Consider the following 23,539-nt stretch of genomic DNA (forward strand, 5'->3'; position numbering starts at 1 on the left):
CACATCCTGCCGGCTCTCGCATCAGGTGGTGATGAGGTGGAGGCTCGAGTCACGAATGGACCGTCGGAGTGGCGTCGAGGCCCGGGAAGCCAGTCGCGGGCACTGGCACCCCGGAGCCACTGACGGGGACGGGCGGTCGGATCACACGATCCGACCGCACGTGTAAGCGACCCGACCGGACAGCACACTGCCGGCGTTCCCCATGCCGAGGAAGGCCTCAACGCCATCGGGGACCTCGGCGACCTTGGCCGAGTAGTCGTTGTACATGACGCCGGCGAACACGCCGGTCCTGCTGCCCCGCAGCGACCCCGGATCGATACCAGCGTTCTCGAAGGCCTCCCACGAGGCCTCCAGCAACAGCCGCTGCTGCGGGTCCATCGCCAGGGCCTCACGCGGCGAGATCCCGAAGAACCCCGGATCGAACCACGGGGCGTCATGGAGGAAGCCACCCTCGAGGACCGTTGACCTGTCCTCGCCTTCCCCTCCGTACACCGTGTCGAGGTGCCAGCCCCGGTCCGCCGGGAACGGGGTGATCCCGTCGCCGCCGTTCCGCACGAAGTCCCACAGCTCGTCCGGGTTCGACACGCCCCCCGGGTAGCGGCAGGCCATGCCCACGATCGCGATCGGCTCGTCAAGTCCGGACACCACCGCGGGCGTGACCTCGGGCGCATCCACTCGCAGGTCGAGCACCTCCGCGAGGACGAAATCGGTGAGCACGTCAGGGGACGGGTAGTCGAAGATCAGGGTCGCCGGGAGCCGCAGACCGGTGGCCGTGTTCAGACGGTTCCGCAGTTCCACGGCGGTCAGGGAATCGAAGCCGATGTCGCTGAAGGCGTGGTGCGGCACGACGTCGTCACCGGACTGGTGACCCAGCACGGCCGCGACCTGTGCTCGCACGAGCGTCAGCACGGCCGCGCGCCTGTCCTCGTCCGGCAGGCCGCTGAGTCGCACCGCCAAGTCACCGCGCTCGTCACCGCGACTGGCGACCTGTCGACGCGCGGTGCGGACCAGCCGCCGGAGCAGCGGCGGCACCCCGTCCGTCGCGGCTCGTTCCCGCCACACGGGCAGGTCCAGTCGGACGGGTGCGAGCGCCGCGTGGTCCAGCCCCAGCGCGGTGTCGAAGAGGGCGAGGCCTTCGTCGCCGTCCAGCGCCGGGATGCCGGTGCGGGCCATCCTGCGCAGGTCAGCGTCGCTGAGCGTGCCGAGCATGCCGCCTTCGGCCCACGGTCCCCACGCCAACGACTGACCAGGCAGACCGAGGTCCCGCCGATGCTGGGCGAGGGCGTCCAGGAACGCGTTCGCCGCCGCGTAGTTGCCCTGCCCGGGGGAACCGAGCACCCCGGCGACCGAGGAGAACACCACGAACAGCGAGAGGTCCAGTTCCCTCGTCAGCTCGTGCAGGTGCCACGCGCCGTCCACCTTGGGGCTCAGCACGGTGTCGACCCGTGCGGGGGTGAGGGACGTGATGACCCCGTCGTCCAGCACACCTGCCGCGTGCACGACACCGACGAGCGGGTGCTCCGGAGGAACATCGGTGAGCACGCGGGCGAGCGCGTCGCGGTCGGTGACATCGCACGCCGCGGTGCGCACGTCGGCGTCCAGGTCGGACAACTCCGTCGGGACGCCGCCGCCACGGCTGACCAGGAGCAGGTGCCGAACGCCGTGCTCGGCGACCAGGTGACGTGCCACCCGCGCTCCCAGCGCGCCACTGGCGCCGGTGACGAGCACGGTGCCTGCGGGGTCGATGGTGGTCTCCGCCGGGGTGGCGGAGACCCGTACCAGGCGAGGCACCCTCAGTTCGCCGGAACGGACCGCGACCTGCGGCTCCCCGGTGGCGACGGCTTCTTCGAGGTGGGCGCGGTTGGGCGTGTCCTCGTCGGCATCGACGAGGACGAGGCGGCCCGGGTACTCGGACTGCGCGGACCTGACCAGTCCCCAGACTGCGGCCGAGGTGGGACTGCCGCCGTCAGTCGCTCCTCGCGTCACGACGACGAGGCGGGCGTCGGCGTACCGCTCGTCCGAAACCCACTGCCGCACGATTTCCAGTACCTCGTGCACGGCGGTGTGCGTGTTCGCGACGACGTCGCGTCCCGTGTCCTGGACGACGAGCGTCACGATGTCGGGCGCTTCCTCGGCGTGTTCGCCCCAGGCGCCCCACCGGAGGGTGGGGTCGACCTCGGCCCGGCTGGTCGCCTCCCAGTCGACGGCGAACATCGCGTTGCCGGCGTTGGCGCTGGGGACCTCCCCGGTCACGGGTCGTACGGCGAGGGAACCGACCTCGGCGACCGGCTGACCGGTCTCGTCGGCCAGGGTCAACGAGGTGCCACGGGTGGACGGGGTGATGCGAACGCGGAGCGCGCTGGCGCCGACCGCCGACAGGGACACATCGGACCACGAGAAAGGCAAGGCGACCGTGTCGTTGCCCCCGGTGAGGGCCATGCCGTGCAGGGCGGCGTCCCACAGGGCGGGGTGAAGTCCGAACCCGTCAACGCTGACGCCCTCGGGCAGCCGGACGTCGGCGTAGACCTCGTCGCCCTGGCTCCAGGCGGCGGCCAGCCCTCGGAAGGTGGGCCCGTAGGACAGTCCCCACTCCGCGAGTCGATCGTAGAGATCCTCGACGGTGATCGGCTCCGCGTCCGTCGGCGGCCAGGTCACGAGTGCCTGGCCGGAAACGGCGGTGCCTGGCCGCAGGGTGCCGGTGGCGTGGTGGGACCACTCGTCGTCCCCGGTCCTCGAGTAGACGTCCACCGCGCGCCGACCGTCGGAGTTCGCGGCCGCCGCGGCGAGCTGAACGGTGACGGTGCCGCGCACCGGGAGGACGAGGGGCGCGTGCAGGGTCAGCTCTTCGAGGATCGGGCAGTCGAGTCGTTGCCCGGCGTGGAGGGCGAGTTCGACGAACGCGGTGCCGGGTAGCAGCGCGGTGCCGAGTACCTCGTGTTCGGTCAGCCAAGGGTGCGTCTCGCGGGAGAAGCTCCCGGTGAACAGGAACTCGTCAGTCCGGGCCGAGCCGACGAGGGCTCCGAGCAGCGGGTGCGCGCCGGCGTCGAGTCCCAGGGACGAGGGATCGCTGGCTGCTCGGCCGGTGGACCGAAGCCAGTAGCGTTCGTGTTGGAAGGCGTAGGTGGGCAGCGGAACCCGACGTGCCCCACACCCCCCGTAATAGCCGGCCCAGTCGACCTCGGTCCCGTGGACGAACACCCGCGCCAACGCCCCCACCACCGTCTCCGGCTCGGGGCGGTCCCGGCGCAACACCGGAACGAACACACCCTCGGGGGCGCAGTCCTGCCCCATCGCCGAGAGCACCCCGTCCGGACCCAACTCCAGGAACCGGGACACCCCCACCCCGCCCAGCGCGGCCATGCCCTCGGCGAACCGGACCGTCTCCCGGACCTGCCGCACCCAGTACTCCGGGTCACACCACCCAGTCCCGGCCAGTGCACCGGTCACCGTGGACACCACCGGCACCACCGGCTCCCGGAACACCACCGAGGAGAGCACCGCCCGGTACTCCGCCAGCATCGGGTCCATCAACCCGGAGTGGAAGGCGTGGCTGACCCGCAACCACCGCACCCGTCCCGCACCTCACCACCCGGCGGCAACGACACGACCTGGTGGTCACCGGTCAGGGCCTCACCCGACACCGGGACCCAGTCCACGCCGAACAGCGCGTTCCGATGCGGTGACGTAGTGGACCGGTCCACCGACGGGGCACGCAGGGAGAGAGCACCGATCGACGCCACCGGCTGGCCGGCGCCGTCGGCCAGCAGCAACGAGAACCCGGAACCGGCGCGGCAGATCCGCACCCGCAGCGATGAGGCTCCCACTGCCGAGATCGACACCTCGGACCACGCGAACGGCAACGCACCTTCGCCTCCGAGCAGGCCGATACCGTGCAGGGCCGCGTCCAACAGGGCCGGGTGCACCCCGAACCCGTCGACCGCGACATCCACCGGCAGGGCGACCTCGGCGAACACCTCGTCCTCACCAAGACGCCAGGCCCGACGCAGCCCCTGGAACACCGGACCGTAGGACAGGCCCGCCTCATCCAACCGGTCGTACAGATCCGTGACGTCGACCTCGGTGGCCCGTTCCGGGGGCCACACCGTGAGTACCTGACCTGGGGTGGGCGAACCGGTGGACAACACCCCGGTCGCGTGCCGCGCCCATTCGCCGTTCTCGTCCGCTCGCGAGTGCACGGTGACCGTGCGGCGCCCCTCGTCGTCGGGTCCACTCACGAACACCTGGACGGTCACCGCGCCATGCTCGGGCAGCAGCAACGGAACCTGGAGGGTGAGTTCGTCCAGCAGGTCGCACCCGACCCGCTCACCAGCGAAGAGGACCGCCTCGACGAGCGCCGCTCCCGGCACCATGACGGAGCCGAGCACCACATGCTCCGACAACCACGGCAGGTCGGCCGCCGAGAGCACGCCGGACAGCATGACGCCCTCGTCGCCCGCGAGAACCACTCCGGTACCGAGCATTGAGTGCCCGAGGGAGCCGAAACCAGTACCAAGACCTGCTCGTGGCCAGTAGCGTTCGTGTTGGAAGGCGTAGGTGGGCAGCGGAACCCGACGTGCCCCACACCCCCCGTAATAGCCGGCCCAGTCGACCTCGGTCCCGTGGACGAACACCCGCGCCAACGCCCCCACCACCGTCTCCGGTTCGGGGCGGTCCCGGCGCAACACCGGAACGAACACACCCTCGGGGGCGCAGTCCTGCCCCATCGCCGAGAGCACCCCGTCCGGACCCAACTCCAGGAACCGGGACACCCCCACCCCGCCCAACGCGGCCATGCCCTCGGCGAACCGGACCGTCTCCCGGACCTGCCGCACCCAGTACTCCGGGTCACACCACCCAGTCCCGGCCAGTGCACCGGTCACCGTGGACACCACCGGCACCACCGGCTCCCGGAACACCACCGAGGAGAGCACCGCCCGGTACTCCGCCATCATCGGGTCCATCAACCCGGAGTGGAAGGCGTGACTGACCCGCAACCACCGCACCCGACGGTCACCCAACCGGTCCACCACCCCGGCCACCGCCGAGCGCTCACCGGAGAGCACCACCGCCGTCGGGCCGTTCACCGCCGCCAGCGACACCCCCGCCCTCACCAACGGGATGACCTCGTCCTCGGTGGCCTCCACCGCGACCATCGCCCCACCCTCGGGCAGGGCCTGCATCAACCGGCCCCGTGCCGCCACCACCCGAGCGGCATCGGGCAGGTCCCACACCCCGGCCACGTGCGCCGCGGCCAGCTCCCCGATGGAATGACCCAGCAGGGAGTCCGGGACCACCCCCCAGGACTCGATCAACCGGAACAGGGCCACCTGCAGGGCGAACAACCCCGCCTGGGCGTACACCGTCCGATCCAGAACCCCAGCACCATCATCGTCGTGGAAGACGACGTTACGGATCGGGCGGTCGAGGTGCCGGTCGAGTTCGGCGCACGCCGCGTCGAAGGCCTCGGCGAACACCGGGAACGCCTCGGCCAGCTCCCGGCCCATACCGGGGCGTTGCGAGCCCTGACCGGTGAACAACACCGCCAACCGACCCGGGGCGGCACTGCCCTGGACGACCTCCTCGCCGACCAGAACCGCCCGGTGTTCGAACACGGCTCGGCCGGTGGCCAGCGAGTAGCCCACGTCCACCGGATCCGCACCAGTGGTCTCCACGTGGGCACGGATCCTGTCGACCTGCGCGGTCAGGGCCTGCTCGGACTTGGCCGAGACCACCCACGGGGTCACCGGTAGGGCCTGCGCCGGAGCCGGCTCGTCCCCGAGTTCGACTCCTTCGAGGATCACATGCGCGTTGGTGCCACTGATCCCGAACGAGGACACCCCCGCCCGCCGGGCACGACCGGTCTCCGGCCAGGACACCGGCTCCCGCACCAGATCCACCGCACCCGATTCCCAATCCACCTCACGACTGGGCTCATCCACGTGCAACGTCGCCGGCACCACCCCATGCCGCATCGCCTGCACCATCTTGATCACACCCGCCACCCCCGCGGCGGCCTGCGTGTGACCCAGGTTCGACTTCACCGAACCCAACAACAACGCCCGATCCCGATCCCGCCCATACGTCGCCAACAACGCCTGCGCCTCGATCGGATCACCCAGCGTCGTCCCGGTACCGTGCGCCTCCACCACGTCAACGTGCTCCGGGGCCACCCGGGCGTTGGCCAGGGCCTGCCGGATCACCCGCTGCTGCGAGGGACCGTTCGGCGCGGTCAACCCGTTGGACGCCCCGTCCTGGTTGACCGCCGTGCCCCGCACCACCGCCAACACCGGATGCCCCAGCCTGCGGGCATCCGAGAGCTTCTCCACCAGCAGGACACCGACACCCTCGGACCACCCGGTCCCGTCCGCGGCCTGCGCGAAGGACTTGCACCGACCGTCGAAGGACAACCCGCCCTGCCGGCTGAACTCCGCGAACGTCGCCGGAGTGGCCATCACGGTCACACCCCCGGCCAGGGCCATCGAGCACTCCCCGGACCGCAGGGCCTGCACGGCCAGGTGCAGGGCCACCAACGACGAGGAACACGCCGTGTCCACCGTCAACGTCGGACCCTCGAACCCGAACGTGTAAGCGACCCGACCGGACAGCACACTGCCGGCGTTCCCCATGCCGAGGAAGGCCTCAACGCCATCGGGGACCGTGCTCGACTCGGACAGGTAGTCGTGGTACATCAGACCGGCGAAGACACCGGTCCTGCTGCCCTTGAGACCGGTGGGATCAATGCCGGCGTGTTCGAAGGCCTCCCACGAGGCCTCCAGCAGCAGCCGCTGCTGCGGGTCCATCGCCAAGGCCTCACGCGGCGAGATCCCGAAGAACCCCGGGTCGAACTCGGCGGCGTCGTGGAGGAAACCTCCCGCGCCCTCCAGTCCCCATCCCCGGTCGGTGGGGAACGCACCGATCGCGTCCCCACCGGCCGCGACCAGGTCCCACAACTCGTCCGGACTGGACACCCCACCCGGGTAACGGCAGGACATCCCCACGATCGCGATCGGCTCGTCGGTCCCGACCACCGTGGGGGCCGGCGCCACAGCCAGCGAGGCTGAACCGTTCAGCTCGTCGAGCACGAACTCGGCCAGGTCGGCCGGGGTCGGGTAGTCGAACACCAGGGTCGCCGGCAACCGCAACCCCGTCACCGCGTTCAACCGGTTCCGCAGCTCCACTGCCGTCAACGAGTCGAAACCCAGATCGGTGAAGGACTGCCGCGGTTGGACGGCATCGCCGGAGGTGTGACCGAGCACCGCCGCCACCTGGCCCCGCACCTGGTCGAGCACCACGCGGACCCGGTCTTCGGCCTTCAGACCACCCAGGTTCCCCACCAGGCCCGCGTCACCACGGGCGATCCGGCGACGCGCCACCCTGACCAGCGAGCGCAGCAGGGGAGGCACTCCCTCGGTCGCGGCACGCGACCGCAGCACCGAGAGATCGAGGTTCACGGGGACGAGGGCGGCACGGTCACTCGTCAGCGCGGCGTCGAACAACGCCAGGCCCTGCTCCACCGTCAACGGCGGATAGCCGGCACGTGCGAGTCGTCGACTGTCAGCGGTCATCCCGCCCTCGGCCCACAACCCCCACGCCAACGACTGACCCGCCAACCCCAGGCCACGCCGGTACTGGGCCAGACCATCCAGGAACGCGTTCGCCGCCGCGTAATTGCCCTGCCCAGGAGAACCCAGCACCCCGGCCACCGACGAGAACACCACGAACATCGCCAGGTCCAGATCCCGGGTCACCTCATGCAGGTTCCACGCGCCCTCCACCTTCGGACGCAACACCGCATCGAACCGCTCCGGGGTCAACGACGACACCATCGCGTCATCGAGCACCCCCGCGGTGTGCACCACACCCACCAACGGATGCTCCGACCCGATCCCGGCCACCACCTCAGCCACCGCGTCCCGATCGGCCACGTCACAGGCCACCGTGCGGACCTCGGCATCGAGCTCACCCACACCACTGTCACCGCCGCTGCGGCTGAGCAGCACCAGGTGCCGCACCCCGTACCGCTCGACCAGGTGCCGGGCCACCAACCCGCCCAGCACACCACTGGCACCGGTGACCAACACCGTGCCCCCCTCGGGGAGCGGTTCCCCCGGTTCCGGGGCCACCCGGGCCAGCCGGGGTGCCAGCAGCCGACCGTCACGGACGGCCAGCTGCGGTTCTCCGGCCACCAACTCCGGAAGCTCCACACCATCGCTGTCGGTGTCGGGGTCGAGGTCGACCAGCACGAACCTGCCCGGGTTCTCCGACTGGGCCGTGCGCACCAGTCCCCACACCGCGGCCTGGGTCAGGTCCCGACCGTCGGTGGCACCCCGGGTCACCACGACCCGCACCCGATCGTCGTCGGTGTCCTGCACCAGGGCCAGCGCCTCGGCCAACCGTTCCCGCACCTCACCACCCGGCGGCAACGACACGACCTGGTGGTCACCGGTCAGGGCCTCACCCGACACCGGGACCCACTCGATCCCGTACAGCGACTCCGCTCCTGACGCCGACACCGGCACCGCCGTGAACGGCCGCAACACCAGGGAATCCACCGCCGCCACCGGCTGGCCGACACCATCGGCCAGCAGCAACGAGAACCCGGAACCAGCACGGGAGATCCGCACCCGGGCCGTGGTCGCACCGACGGCGAACACCGACACACCCGACCACGCGAACGGCAGCCCGCCTTCGCCATCGAACAACGCCACACCGTGCAGGGCCGCGTCCAACAGGGCCGGGTGCACCCCGAACCCGTCGGCGGAGAGACCTTCGGGGAGTACGACCTCGGCGAACACCTCGTCATCCCGCCGCCACAGCGACCGGACACCGCGGAACTCGGGCCCGTACGCGAGCCCGGCCGCCTGGAGCCCGTCGTACAGCTCCTCCACGTCGATGCTGGCCGCGTTCTCGGGCGGCCACACGTCGAGGGCCCGTGCGGGGGGCACGACGGCACCCACGACGCCGGAGGCGTGCCGCACCCACTCCTCGTCGTCCGCACACGAGTGCACTGTGACGGCCCGGTGGCCGTCCTCGTCGGGAGCGGCGACGAAGACCTGGACGGCGACTCCGCCCCGTTCGGGCAGCAGCAGCGGGGTTTCCAGGGTCAGGTCGTCGACCACTCCGCACCCGGCCTGCTCGCCGGCGCGCAGGACCAGTTCGACGAACGCCGTCCCGGGGACGAGAACCGATCCGCCCACCACGTGCCCGGCCAACCACGGTTGTGACTCCAGTGACAACCGTCCGGTGAACAGGAACTCGTCGGTTCGCGCCACCCCGACAGCCGTTCCCAGCAGCGGGTGGTCGGCCGAGCGCAGTCCGACCGCCGACACGTCACCAGACCAGCCGGTGGATGTGTCGGGCCAGTAGTGCTCCTGTTGGAAGGCGTAGGTGGGCAGGTCCACCAGGCGCGCGTTCGTCTCGGCGAGGTAGGCGGCCCAGTCCACGGGCATGCCCGTCACCCACAACGACGCCAACGCCCCCACCACCGTCTCCGGCTCGGGGCGGTCCCGGCGCAACACCGGAACGAACACACCCTCGGGGGCGCAGTCCTGCCCCATCGCCGAGAGCACCCCGTCCGGACCCAACTCCAGGAACCGGGACACCCCCAACTCCCGAGTCCGCTCCACGGCGGCACCGAACCGGACGGTCTCCCGGACCTGCCGCACCCAGTACTCCGGGTCACACCACCCAGTCCCGGCCAGTGCACCGGTCACCGTGGACACCACCGGCACCACCGGCTCCCGGAACACCACCGAGGAGAGCACCGCCCGGTACTCCGCCATCATCGGGTCCATCAACTCGGAATGGAAGGCGTGACTGACCCGCAACCACCGCACCCGGCGGTCACCCAACCGGTCCACCACCCCGGCCACCGCCGAGCGCTCACCGGAGAGCACCACCGCCGTCGGGCCGTTCACCGCCGCCAGCGACACCCCCGCCCCCACCAACAGGGGAATGATCTCGTCCTCGGTGGCCTCCACCGCCACCATCGCCCCGCCCTCGGGTAGGGCCTGCATCAACCGGCCCCGTGCCGCCACCACCCGAGCGGCATCGGGCAGGTCCCACACCCCGGCCACGTGCGCCGCGGCCAGCTCCCCGATGGAATGACCCAGCAGGGAGTCCGGGACCACCCCCCAGGACTCGATCAACCGGAACAGGGCCACCTGCAGGGCGAACAACCCCGCCTGGGCGTACACCGTCTGATCCAGGACCCCAGCACCATCGTCGTCGTGGAAGACGGTGTCGCGGATCGGGCGGTCGAGGTGCCGGTCGAGTTCGGCGCACACCGCGTCGAAGGCCTCGGCGAACACCGGGAACGCCTCGGCCAGTTCCCGGCCCATTCCGGGGCGTTGCGAGCCCTGACCGGTGAACAACACCGCAGTCAACCCGGCGGACGCGCTGCCCCGCACCGCACCCGACCCCAGGCCGGTGAGCTGCTCCCGGTCGAACACCACCGCACGATGCTCGAAGGACGTCCTGGCCGTCGCGAGGGTGTGGGCCACGTCGAGCGGGTCGACGGTGACGTCGTCGAGGTGAGCGGAGAGCCGAACAGCCTGGGCGTCCAGTGCCTCGGAGGACTTCGCCGACAGAACCCACGGCACGACCGAGGGCGCAACCCGCTCCGCCGGTTCGGAGACCGGTGGCGCCTGTTCGATGATCACGTGGGCGTTGGTGCCACTGATCCCGAACGAGGACACGGCGGCCCGCCGGGGACGGTCCGCCTCCGGCCACGGAACCGCTTCGGTCAACAGCGAGACCGCTCCCGCCGACCAGTCCACCTCGGGGGTCGGCTCGTCGACGTGCAGGGTCCTCGGCAACACGCCGTGGCGCATCGCCATCACCATCTTGATGACCCCGGCCGCTCCGGCCGCGGCCTGGGTGTGGCCGATGTTCGACTTGACCGACCCCAACCACAACGGGCGTTCCTCCGCCCGGTCCTGGCCGTAGGTCGCCAGCAGGGCCTGCGCCTCGATCGGATCGCCCAAGGTGGTCCCGGTGCCGTGCGCCTCCACGACGTCGACGTGCTCCGGGGCGACCCGGGCGTTGGCCAGGGCCTGCCGGATCACCCGCTGTTGCGACCGGCCGTTGGGGGCGGTCAGCCCGCTGCTGGCCCCGTCCGAGTTGACCGCGGAGCCCCGCACCACCGCGAGGACGCGGTGTCCCCGCTCCAGCGCGTCCGACAGGCGCATGACCAGCAGGACACCCACGCCCTCCGACCACCCGGTTCCGTCGGCGGACGCGGCGAACGACTTGCACCGGCCGTCGAAGGCGAGACCCCGCTGGCGGCTGAAGTCGATGAACGTGCCGGGGGTCGCCATGACGGTGACGCCACCGGCGAGCGCCATCGAGCACTCGCCCCTGCGGAGCGCCTGTGCGGCGAGGTGCAGTGCGACCAGGGAGGACGAGCACGCCGTGTCGACGGTGACCGCCGGGCCCTCCAGGCCGAAGTAGTACGCGACGCGGCCGGAGAGGACGCTCCCGGAGTTCCCGGTGCCGAGGTAACCCTCGACGCCGTCAGGTACGGACTGGATCAGCGGCAGGTAGTCGTGGTACATGAGGCCGGCGAACACACCGGTCCTGCTGCCCCGGACCGACGCGGGGGTGATGCCCGCACGTTCGAACACCTCCCAGGACGCCTCCAACAGCACTCGCTGCTGCGGGTCCATCGCCAACGCCTCACGCGGGGAGATGCCGAAGAAGCTCGAGTCGAACCGGGTGGCGCCGTCGAGGAAACCTCCCCCGCGCACGTAGGAGGCGCCGGCCTCGTCGGGATCCGCCTCGAAGAAGCGGTCGATGTCCCAGTTCCGGTCGGTGGGGAAGTCCCCGATGCCGTCGCCGTCGTTGGCGACGAGGCGCCACAGGTCCTCGGGACTGGTGATCCCGCCGGGGTATCGGCAGCTCATGCCGATGATGGCGATGGGTTCGGCGTCCCGGTCCTCGACCTCCCTCAACCTCCTGCGGGTCTCCCGCAGGTCAGCGGTGGCGCGCTTGAGGTAGTCGAGGAACTTCTCCTCGTTCGCCATGGGGCGTCACTCCTTGGAGGTGGTCGGTGGGCCAGGGCGCGGCCCGGCGACGCCGAGCTCCTCGTCGAGCAGGTCGAAGATCTGGTCCGCCGTGGCGTCCGCGAGTCCACTGGGGTCCTCGGCGGCGGGTCCCTGCTCGGTCCAGCTGGACAGCAGTCCCCGGAGCCGCTCGGTGACCCTGGCGCGGTCGTCGTCGCCCTCCGGCACCGCGGCGAAGGCCGTCGCCAGCCTGTCCAGTTCCCCGACCAGCCAGAGCGCCGACACGGAGGTGTTCTCGACGAGTTCGTCCCGCACGTGCTCGGCGAGGTCCTCCGGGGTCGGGTGGTCGAAGACCAGCGTCGCGGGTAGACGCAGACCCGTGACCGCGTTGAGCCGGTTGCGCAGCTCCACGGCGGTGAGTGAGTCGAAGCCGATGTCGAGGAAACCCCGCCCTCGCTCGATCGCCTCCGGTGAGGAGTGACCGAGCACCGCCGCGGCGGCCTCGACGACCACGGAGTAGGTGATGCGGTCGCGGTCCTCCTCGGAGGCCGAGGACAACCGCAGCCGCAGTTCCGACGCCGTGGTCGCCGGGACCTCGGTGCGGGGCCGCGCGGACACCGGGAGCAGGGGGCGCAGCAGCGGGGGAACCAGGTCGATGCTGACCTGTGCCCCGCTGGTCGCGGGACGGGCCACCAGCACGGCTGGCCCGTCCGCCTGGTCGACGGCGTCGAACAGGGCGGCGCCCTGCTCGGTGGACAGCGGGACGAGACCGGATCGGGCGAAACGGGCGATACCACCGGCATCGAGGTTGCCGAGCATGCCGCTCTCCGCCCACGGTCCCCAGCCGAGGGACAGCGCGGGCAGCCCGGCGGCGGCACGGTGGTGCGCGAGGGCGTCGAGGAACGCGTTCGCGGCGGCGTAGTTGGCCTGACCGGGGCTGCCGAAGGTGGCGGCCGTCGAGGAGAAGAGGACGAACGCGGACAGGTCCAGGGACCGGGTGAGTTCGTGGAGGTGCCAGGCGGCGTCCGCCTTGGGTGCCAGCACCGTGCCGATCCGCCCCGGTGTCAACGAGGACAGGACACCGTCGTCGAGGACACCGGCCGTGTGCACCACGACCCGCAGGGGGTGCTCGTCACGGATACCGGCGAGGAGGCTGGCGACCTCGTTCCGGTCGCTGACGTCGCACGCGACGAACCGGGTCTCGGCCCCGAGGTCGGCCAGTTCGGCGGCCAGGTCCTCGGCACCGGGAGCGGCGGGCCCCTGGCGGCTGGCCAGCACCAGGTGCCGGGCGCCGCGCGCGACCATGCGCCGTGCCACGAGCTGGGCGAGTACTCCGCTGCCCCCGGTCACGAGCACGGTTCCCCTCGGGTCGACCGGTGCTGGTTCGGCTCCCGAGCCGCGCTTCCGGTTCAGCGCGGGTGCCCGGAGTTGGCCGCCGCGCAGCACCAGTTGTGGGTTCTCGCTGGCCACGGCGTGCGGGAGCGCCGCCACCGATTCCGGGGTGTCGTCGATGTCGATGATGGTGAGCCGGCCGGGGTGCTCCAGTTGGGCGGACCGCAGGAGCCCCCACAACGCGGCCTGCGCGAGGTCGGTGACCGTCTCGTCCGGACCGGAGGCGACACCGCCCCGTGTCAGCACGACCAGCGGGGTGCGGTCGAAGCCGTCATCGGCGAACCAGGCGAGCAGGAAGTCGAGGGCCGCGCTGGTGACGGCGTGGGTGGCGGTGAGGACGTCGCCGTCGGAGGCGAACTGGGTCACGACGGCGAAGTTGCCCGCGTCGCTGGCCACGTCGGCGAGTTCGGCGCACCTCGGCAGGTCGGCGTCGGGCAGGGTGGACCCGAGCAGGGTGACGGCGTTGGCCTCGGCTGGCGCGTCGACCGCGGTCCAGTCCAGCACGAACAGCGAATCCTGCCGGGACCGGCTGGCGTCGCCGAGCTGTGCGCCCGTCACCGGGCGCAGCACCAACGACTCGATCTCGGCGACCGGGCCGCCCGCCGTGTCGGCGAGGGTGAGTGCGACGGCGTCGCCAACCGCCCGGCTGATCCGCACCCGGAGCGCGCTGGCGCCGGGTGCGTGCAGGGTGACACCGTTCCAGGCGAAGGGGAGGCGGCTGGAGGTGGACTCGTCGGGGTCGGCGAGGCCGATGCCGTGCAGCGCCGAGTCGAGCAGCGCCGGGTGCAGCCCGAAACCGCCGCCGTCCTCGGTCGGGAGGGTCACGTCGGCGTAGACGTCGCCGCCGTGGGTCCAGGCCGAGGTGAGTCCCTGGAACACCGGCCCGTAGCCGTAGCCGAGCTCGACGAGCGCGTCGTAGAAGCCGTCGACGGGGACCGGTGTCGCCCCGGTGGGTGGCCACTCCGCGAGGGCACGTCCCCGTTGCGGGCTGGCGGGGGCGAGCGTGCCGGCGGCGTGCCGCGTCCAGGGCTGGTCGTCGTCCTCCCGGCCGTGGATGGTGACGGGCCGTGCTCCCGTCTCGTCGGGAGGGCCAGCCCGCACCTGGAGCCGCACCGTTCCCTCGGCGGGGAGCACGAGTGGGGCCTCGATGGTCAGCTCGTCCAGTCGTGGGCAGCGGGCCTGGGCTCCGGCCTGGAGCGCCAGTTCGACGAAACCCGCGCCGGGGAAGACGACGGTCCCCAGGACGGCGTGGTCGGCGAGCCACGGGTGGGTGGCCAGGGAGAGGGAGCCGGTGCACAGCACGGCGTCCGCGTGCGCCTCGTCGACGACGCCGGTGAGCAGCGGGTGCCCGATGGTCCCGAGCCCGGGTGGGCCGGCCGGGCCGGCCTGGCTCCGCAGCCAGAACCGTTCGGGTTCGAAGGCGTAGGTGGGCAGGGGGACGTGGGTCGCTCCGGACCTCGCGTAGTACGCGGCCCAGTCCACCGTTCCACCGGCGGCGTGGATGTTGGCGAGGGCGGTGACCACGGTACGGGGCTCGGCACGTTCCGGGCGGAGCGTGGGCACGAGGGTCAGGTCCTCGGTGTCCGGCAGGCAGTGGGAGGCGAGTCCGGTGAGGGTGCCGTCCGGGCCGAGTTCGACGAGGATGGTGACCCCGCGCTCGCGCGTGGCCAGTACGGCGTCGAGGAAGCGGACCGGGTCGGAGACCTGACGCGCCCAGTAGTCGGGATCGACCAGTTCCCGAGTGGTGACCGGTGCTCCGGTGACCGTGGAGATGATCGGGATGGTCGGGGCCGCGAAGGGGAGACCAGCGGCGAACGCGCGGTACTCGTCCAGCATCGGCCGCATCCTCGGCGAGTGGAACGCGTGGCTGACGGGCAGCCGCCTCGTCCTGCGGCCCTGGGTGGCGAAGTGGTCGGCGACGGCGGCGACGGCCTCCTCGTCCCCGGACACCACCACGGTGGTGGGACCGTTGACGGCGGCGAGCGACACGTGCTCGGACAGCAGGGGCCGCACCTCGGCCTCGGTGGCCCGTACCGACACCATCGCGCCGCCCTCGGGCAGGGCGTCCATCAGCCGTGCCCTGGTCGCGACGAGCGCGGCTGCGTCGCTGAGGGACAGCACCCCGGCGACGTGGACGGCGGCCAACTCCCCGACGGAATGCCCGAGGAGGACGTCCGGGCGGACGCCCCAGGAGTGGAGGAGGCGGAACAGCGCCACCTCGACGGCGAAGAGGGCGGGCTGGGTGTGACGCGTCCGGTCCAGGCCCTCCCCGGTGAGGACGATGTCGGCGAGCGGCCGGTCGAGGTGCCGGTCGAGGTGGGCGCACACCTCGTCGAAGGCGTCGGCGAACACCGGGTAGGTGTCGTACAGCTCCCGGCCCATCGCTGGGCGCTGTGCTCCCTGGCCGGCGAAGAGGAAGGCCGTTCCCCCGGTCGTCGGGGTCCCGAGGACCACGTCGGCGGGTTGGGCGCCGTCGGCGAGCGCGGCGAGCGCCGCGACCTGCCCACCGTGGTCCTCGGAGAGGACCACCGCACGGTGCTCGAGGTGGGTTCGGGTGGTGGCCAGGGAGTAGGCGATGTCCAGTCCTGACCCCTCGCTGACGTGGGCGGCGAGACGACCCGCCTGGGCGCGCAGCGCGTTCGCGGTGCGACCGGACACCAGCCACGGGGTCAGGGCAGGTGGCCGCACGTCGCCGGACGGTGCCCGGTGTGAGGCGGGGGCCTGTTCGAGCACCGTGTGCACGTTCGTACCGCTCACGCCGAACGAGGACACCGCGGCACGCCGGGGCTCGTCGGTGTCCGGCCAGTCGACCTGGTCGGTGAGCAGGGACACCGCTCCGCTCGACCAGTCCACCCGGGTGGACGGCTGGTCGACGTGGAGGGTGCGGGGCAGGACACCGTGCCGCATCGCCAGCACCATCTTGATGACACCGGCGACCCCGGCCGCCGCCTGGGTGTGGCCGAGGTTCGACTTGACCGAGCCCAGCCGCAGGGGCCGGTCCGCGGGCCGGTCCCGGCCATAGGTCGCGAGCAGTGCCTGCGCTTCGATCGGGTCGCCGAGGGTGGTTCCGGTTCCGTGGCCCTCGACGACGTCCACCTGGGACGCCTCGAGCTGGGCGGCTGCCAGGGCCTGCCGGATCACCCTGCTCTGGGAGGGGCCGTTCGGCGCGCTCAGCCCGTTCGACGCGCCGTCGGAGTTGATGGCGGACCCCCGGACCACGGCGAGGACCTCATGGTGGTGGGCGCGGGCGGTGGACAGGCGTTCCACGACGAGCACGCCGACCCCCTCCGACCACCCGGTGCCGTCCGCGCTGTCCGCGAATGCCTTGCAGCGGCCGTCGGCGGCGAGGCCCCGTTGCCGGCTGAACTCGACGAACGTCCCGGGTGTCGCCATGACCGCGACGCCGCCGACCAGTGCCCGCTCGCACTCACCCCCTCGGAGGGCCTGCGCGGCGAGGTGCAGGGCGGCCAGGGAGGACGAGCAGGCGGTGTCGACGGTCAACGCCGGGCCTTCCAGGCCGAGCGTGTAAGCGACACGGCCGGAGAGGACCGCTGTCGCGGTCCCGGTCATGAGGTAGCCGGCGACCTCGTCCGGCAGGTCGGCGACGCCGTTGCCATAGCCCTGGGGGGAGGCCCCGACGAACACGCCGGTTCGGCTGCCCCGCAGGCTCCCCGGGGGGATGCCGGCCCGTTCGAGGGCCTCCCAGGAGAGTTCGAGGAGCAGTCGCTGTTGCGGGTCCATGGCGACGGCCTCGCGCGGGGAGATCCCGAAGAAGGCGGCGTCGAAGCGGGTGGCGTCGTCGAGGAAACCGCCCCGCGTGCTGTACGAGGTGCCGGGGACGTCGGGGTCGGGTCCGAACAGGCCGTCGACATCCCACCCTCGGTCGGTCGGGAACTCCCCGATCGCGTCTCCCCCGCTGGTCAGCATCTCCCACAGCTGTTCGGGGGACCGCACGCCTCCGGGGAAGCGGCAGCTCATGCCGACGATCACCACGGGGTCGTCGGTCCCGCCGACCACGCCGGCCGGAACCTCGGCGGCACCGTCGGTGTCCGCGCCGAAGGTCTCCGCGAGGAGGTGGCGGGCCACGGCCGCCGGCGTGGGGTGGTCGAAGACGAGGGTCGTGGGCAGGCGGAGACCGGTGGCGGCGCTGACCCGGTCGCGCAGGTCGACGGCGGTGATCGAGTCCAGACCCAGGTCGCGGAACGCGCGGTCGGCGGGCAGTTCGTCCGCATCGGTGTAACCGAGGGCCCGACCGGCCTCCGCTCGAACCAGGTCGAGCACGGCGACCGCGCGTTCCCGCGCCGGCAGGCCTTCCAGTTCCGTCCGCAGCCGTGACGTGCCGCTCGTGTCGATCTCGCCGACGTCGAGGACGTGGCGGACCTCGGGGAGATCCCCGATCAGCGGGCTCGGCCGGGCGACGGTGAAGGCGGGGGCGAACCGCTCCCAGTCGACGTCCACCACGGTCACGGTGGTCTCCCGGTGCGCGACGACCTGCCGGAGTGCCTGGACGGCCAGGTCGGGGGACATCGGGGACAGGCCTCGCCTGCCCAGGGCCGCGCCGACCTCCCCGTCGCTCATCCCGCCGCCGTCCCACACACCCCACGCGACCGAGGTGGCGGGGAGCCCCGCGGATCGCCGCCGGGCCGCGAGCGCGTCCAGATAGGCACCCCCGGCGGCGTAGGCCCCCTGCCCGCCACTTCCCCAGACGGCGGAGATCGACGAGAAGAGGATGAAGGCGTCGAGGTCGTCGTCGGCGAAGGCGGCGTCCAGGTTCGCGGCACCGAGGACCTTCCCGGTGACGATCCGGGCGAACTCGTCCGGGCCGGTGTCATCGATCGTGGTCAGCTGACGGACACCGGCCGTGTGGAGGACGGCGGTGATCGTCTCGCCGGCCCCGCGCAGAGCGGAGAGCAGGTCGGTGAGCGCGGCCCGATCGGCGACGTCGCAGGTGGCGATGGTGGTGCGGGCGCCCAGCGCGGCGAGTTCCTCGACCAGGTCCGCCGCTCCGGGTGCGTCAGCGCCGCGCCGGCTGGTGAGGACGAGGTGGTCGGCGCCCTCCCGGGCGAGCCAGCGGGCGAGGTGGCCGCCGATGGCGCCGGTGGCGCCTGTGATCAGCACGGTGCCGCGTGGTGCCCAGGGCTCCCCCGGGCCGTCCAGCCTGGCGGCGCGTCCCAGCCTGCGCGCGAACACCCCCGAGGTCCGCACGGCCACCTGGTCCTCCGCGCCACCGAGGACCCCGCAGACGCGGGTGAGGGCGCGTTCGTCGCAGGTCCGGGGCAGGTCGATCAGGCCGCCCCAGGTCCTGGCCAGTTCGACACCGGCGACGCGACCGTATCCCCAGGTCATCGCTTGAGCTGGGACGGGTGCTTCGTCCGACCGTCCCACGGACACGGCCGCCCGGGTGAGGCACCAGACGGGCGCGGTCCTGCCGACCGCCTTCACCAGCGCGTCGGTGGCGGCGAGTCCGGCGGGCACGGGCACGGCGTCGTCGGCCGTGAGAGCGAGGAAGGAGAGGATTCCGTCGGGCCGTGGAGCGTCACCGAGCTGGGCCGCGAGGAGGGCGGAGTCGGTCCCGGTGACCACGAGTGGCACGACGGTGGCGCCACGCCGGGTGAGGGCGCCTGCCAGTGCTTCGGCCGTCTGGTCCCCGGACTGTTCCGGGCCGGTGACGATCCACCACGTTCCGGTCAACACCGGATCGGTGTCGACGGCGATGGGCCGCCAGACCTCCCGGTAGCGCCACGACCCGATGGTGTCGTCCACCCGGCGACGACGGCGCCACGAGGACAGGGCGGGCAGCGCGGCCTCGATCGGTGTGGTGTCCTCGACGGCGAGCAGGTCGGCGAGCGCGCTCCGGTCCTCGCGTTCGACGGCGTCCCAGAACCGGGCGTCAACGGGATCGCTGTCCGGAGTGCTGGCGGAGTCCGATGTGGTGGGCCAGAAGCGCCGGTGTTGGAAGGCGTAGGTGGGCAGCGGGACCCGACGTGCCCCGCAGCCCCCGTAGTAGGCGGCCCAGTCCACGGGCATGCCCGTCACCCACAACGACGCCAACGCCCCCACCACCGTCTCCGGCTCGGGGCGGTCCCGGCGCAACACCGGAACGAACACACCCTCGGGGGCACAGTCCTGCCCCATCGCCGAGAGCACCCCGTCCGGACCCAACTCCAGGAACCGGGACACCCCCAACTCCCGAGTCCGCTCCACGGCGGCACCGAACCGGACGGTCTCCCGGACCTGCCGCACCCAGTACTCCGGGTCACACCACCCAGTCCCGGCCAGTGCACCGGTCACCGTGGACACCACCGGCACCACCGGCTCCCGGAACACCACCGAGGCGAGCACCGCCCGGTACTCCGCCAGCATCGGGTCCATCAACTCGGAGTGGAAGGCATGGCTGACCCGCAACCACCGCACCCGGCGGTCACCCAACCGGTCCACCACCCCGGCCACCGCCGAGCGCTCACCGGAGAGCACCACCGCCGCCGGGCCGTTCACCGCCGCCAGCGACACCCCCGCCCCCACCAACGGGATGACCTCGTCCTCGGTGGCCTCCACCGCCACCATCGCCCCGCCCTCGGGTAGGGCCTGCATCAACCGGCCCCGTGCCGCCACCACCCGAGCGGCATCGGGCAGGTCCCACACCCCGGCCACGTGCGCCGCGGCCAGCTCCCCGATGGAATGACCCAGCAGGGAGTCCGGGACCACCCCCCAGGACTCGATCAACCGGAACAGGGCCACCTGCAGGGCGAACAACCCCGCCTGGGCGTACACCGTCTGATCCAGGACCCCAGCATCACCGTCGTCGTGGAAGACGGTGTTACGGATCGGGCGGTCGAGGTGCCGGTCGAGTTCGGCGCACACCGCGTCGAAGGCCTCGGCGAACACCGGGAACGCCTCGGTCAGTTCCCGGCCCATTCCGGGGCGTTGCGAGCCCTGACCGGTGAACAACACCGCAGTCAACCCGGCGGACGCGCTGCCCCGCACCGCACCCGACCCCAGGCCGGTGAGCTGCTCCCGGTCGAACACCACCGCACGATGCTCGAAGGACGTCCTGGTGGTGAGCGCGGCGCCGATGTCCACCGGCCGGGCGTCGGTGTCGGCGACGAACTCGAGGAGGCGTTCCTCCTGGGCCCGCAACGCCGCCGCGCTCCGCCCGGAGAGAACCCATGGCGACACCGGCGGGATGCCACCCGTGCCGCCAGGGAGCTCCTCGTCCGGTGCCTGCTCGAGGATCACATGGGCGTTGGTGCCGCTCATGCCGAACGAGGACACGCCAACGCGACGCGGTCTGCCCGTCACCGGCCACGTGGTCTCCTCGCCCAGCAGCGTGACGGCGCCCGCGCTCCAGTCGACGTGGGGGGTCGGGGTGTCGAGGTGCAGCGTTCTCGGCAGCATGCCGTGGTGCATCGCCTGCACCATCTTGATGACCCCGGCCATCCCCGCGGCGGCCTGGGTGTGCCCGATGTTGGACTTCACCGAACCCAGCAGCAGCGGCCGCTCCCGGTCCTGCCCGTAGGTGGCGAGCAGCGCCTGCGCCTCGATGGGATCGCCGAGGACCGTGCCGGTGCCGTGCGCCTCCACCGCGTCCACCTCGGACGGCGCGAGGCGGGCGTCGGCGAGAGCCCGCAGGATCACCCGTTGTTGCGCCGGGCCGTTGGGCGCGGTGAGCCCGTTGGACGCGCCGTCGGAGTTCACCGCCGACCCCCGGAGGACGGCGAGCACCGGATGGCCGTTCCGCCGCGCGTCCGCGAGCCGCTCGAGGAGGACGAACGCAGCGCCCTCGCCCCAGGAGGTGCCGTCGGCGGCCGCGGAGAACGGTTTGCAGCGTCCGTCGGCGGCGAGACCACCCTGGTCGTCGAATCCGAGGAACGCGGTGGGCGTGGACATCACACTCGCCCCGCCCGCGAGCGCGAGCCCGCACTCCTCCTTCCGGAGCGCGGCGGCGGCGAGGTGGAGCGCGACGAGGGAGGTGGAGCACGCGGTGTCGACGGAGACGGCGGCGCCTTCCAGCCCGAGGGAGTAGGCGATGCGGCCGGAGACGATGCTGGCGGCGTTGCCCGTCAGCGTGTGCCCCTCCGAGCCCTCCGGGGCCTGCCGGAGCACGCCAACGTAGTCCTGGCTGGCGGTGCCGGTGAACACGCCCGTGTTGGTGCCACGCAGCGACTCCGGGTCGATGCCGGCGCGCTCCAGGGTCTCCCAGGCAACCTCGAGCAGCAGCCGCTGCTGCGGGTCCATCGCGACGGCCTCACGCGGGGAGATCCCGAAGAAGGCGGCATCGAAATCGGCGACGTCGGTGAGGAAGCCCCCTTCACCGGAAGTGCTGAGTCCCGGTGGAACCGTCCACCCTCGGTCCTGGGGGAAGGGGGTGATCGCATCGGTCCCGGCGACCACCAGCCGCCACAGGTCCTCTGGCGTGCGGACGCCGCCAGGGAACCGGCAGGCCATCGCGACGATCGCGATCGGCTCGCGGTCACCGGCCTCCAGCTCCCGCACGCGTTGCCGGGTCTGGTGCAGTTCCGCGGAAACCCACTTCAGGTAGTCCCGCAGAGTTTCTTCGTTCGCCATTCAACCCCACCCGAGTCAGCCAGGACAGCACCTTCATCGCGGTTTCCCACGAGAGGCGGGATTGCCGGACACACCCGCCGGACAATGAATCCGGGAAACGCGACGACAAAATGCTCGTCGCGGTACCGGAACGTCCGGACCGAACCCCTATCGCGACCCTCTCCGAAGCTATTTGATGCCCCTGTGGGGCAACACCCCTAATGTCCGGCCCCCTCCCCCAGTCGGGCAGGGGGCCGGACCGGGGCTCAGGTGGCGCGGCCCAGCTCGTCGTTGATGAAGGACAGGATCTCGTCGTCGGACGCATCCTCCAGCTGGTCCACCACTCCGGGGCCGGTGACCTGCGGTGTCTCACCGGTCCACTTGGCGAGGAACGCCTGGAGCCGGACCGCGACCTTCGCCCGGGTGAGCTCGTCGGGTGCGGTGCCGGCCAGGCCGGCCTCCAGCTTGTCCAACTCGGCGAGCAGGCCGGCGGTGTCGTCGCCACCAGCCACCAGGTCGGTCTGCCGGAGGTACTCGACGACGGCCTCGGGGGTGGGGTAGTCGAACACCAACGTCGCCGGCAGGGACAACCCCGTGACCGCCGTCAACCGACCCCGCAACTCCACGCCAGGTGCAGGGCCACCAACGACGAGGAACACGCCGTGTCCACCGTCAACGTCGGACCCTCGAACCCGAACGTGTAAGCAACCCGCCCGGACAACACACTGCCGGCGTTCCCCATGCCGAGGAAGGCCTCAACGCCATCGGGGACCGTGCTCGACTCGGACACGTAGTCGTGGTACATGAGACCGGCGAAGACACCGGTCCTGCTGCCCTTGAGACCGGTGGGGTCGACACCAGCCCGTTCGAAGGCCTCCCACGAGGCCTCCAGCAGCAGCCGCTGCTGCGGGTCCATCGCCAAGGCCTCACGCGGCGAGATCCCGAAGAACGCCGGATCGAACTCGGCGGCGTCCGCGAGGAACCCGCCGAACCCGTCGACATCCCACCCCCTGTCCTGGGGGAAGGGGCCGATGGCGTCACCGCCAGCCGCGACCAGGTCCCACAGTTCGTCCGGGTTCGACACGCCCCCCGGGTAACGGCAGGACATCCCCACGATCGCGATCGGCTCGTCGGTCCCGACCCCCGTGGCCACCACGGTCTCCACCGCAGCCCGAGTCCCGACCAACTCACCCACCACGAACTCGGCCAACACCGCCGGGGTCGGGTAGTCGAACACCAGGGTCGCCGGCAACCGCAACCCCGTCACCGCGTTCAACCGGTTCCGCAGCTCCACCGCCGTCAACGAGTCGAAACCCAGATCGCTGAACGCGTGGTGCGGCTGGACGGCGTCGTTCGTGGCGTGTCCGAGCACCGCGACAACGTGCGTGCGGACGAGGTTCAACACGGTCGCGACCCGCTCGTCCGAGCCCAGCGACATGAGCTCGGCGACCAGTCCGGCGTCACCCGGTGCGGCTCTCCGGGTGGGTGTCCTCACGAGACCCCGCAACATGGGCGGCACACCCCGCGTCCGCAACCGGGGCAGGTCCAACACCACCGGCACCACCACAGACCGGTCCACACCCCAGGCCGCGTCGAACAAC

General features: G+C 71.9%; 4 protein-coding genes and 1 pseudogene. All 5 read right to left on the reverse strand.

What is annotated here, in order from left to right; genetic code table 11:
- Positions 1-141 precede the first annotated feature (141 nt).
- On the reverse strand, positions 142-3,570 hold the full coding sequence (locus C1701_RS26150) for an SDR family NAD(P)-dependent oxidoreductase (protein ID WP_103056849.1): 3,429 nt from the start codon (positions 3,568-3,570) through the stop codon (positions 142-144).
- Positions 3,528-12,023 (reverse strand): type I polyketide synthase, encoded by an 8,496-nt coding sequence (locus C1701_RS26155; protein ID WP_103056850.1) that lies wholly within the window; start codon positions 12,021-12,023, stop codon positions 3,528-3,530. The genes C1701_RS26150 and C1701_RS26155 overlap by 43 nt, the downstream gene beginning before the upstream one ends.
- Positions 12,024-12,029: 6 nt before the next feature.
- Positions 12,030-21,941 (reverse strand): type I polyketide synthase, encoded by a 9,912-nt coding sequence (locus tag C1701_RS26160; RefSeq protein ID WP_443098176.1) that lies wholly within the window; start codon positions 21,939-21,941, stop codon positions 12,030-12,032.
- A gap of 263 nt (positions 21,942-22,204) precedes the next feature.
- A complete protein-coding gene (locus tag C1701_RS26165) occupies positions 22,205-22,546 on the reverse strand; it encodes an acyl carrier protein (protein WP_337661998.1) in 342 nt (113 codons plus the stop codon).
- Positions 22,547-22,563: 17 nt separating this feature from the next.
- A pseudogene (locus C1701_RS26170) lies at positions 22,564-23,310 on the reverse strand (beta-ketoacyl synthase N-terminal-like domain-containing protein); the annotation flags it as partial.
- Positions 23,311-23,539 lie beyond the last annotated feature (229 nt).

Origin of the sequence: Actinoalloteichus sp. AHMU CJ021 (assembly GCF_002895405.1) — a bacterium.
Lineage (GTDB): Bacteria > Actinomycetota > Actinomycetes > Mycobacteriales > Pseudonocardiaceae > Actinoalloteichus_B > Actinoalloteichus_B caeruleus.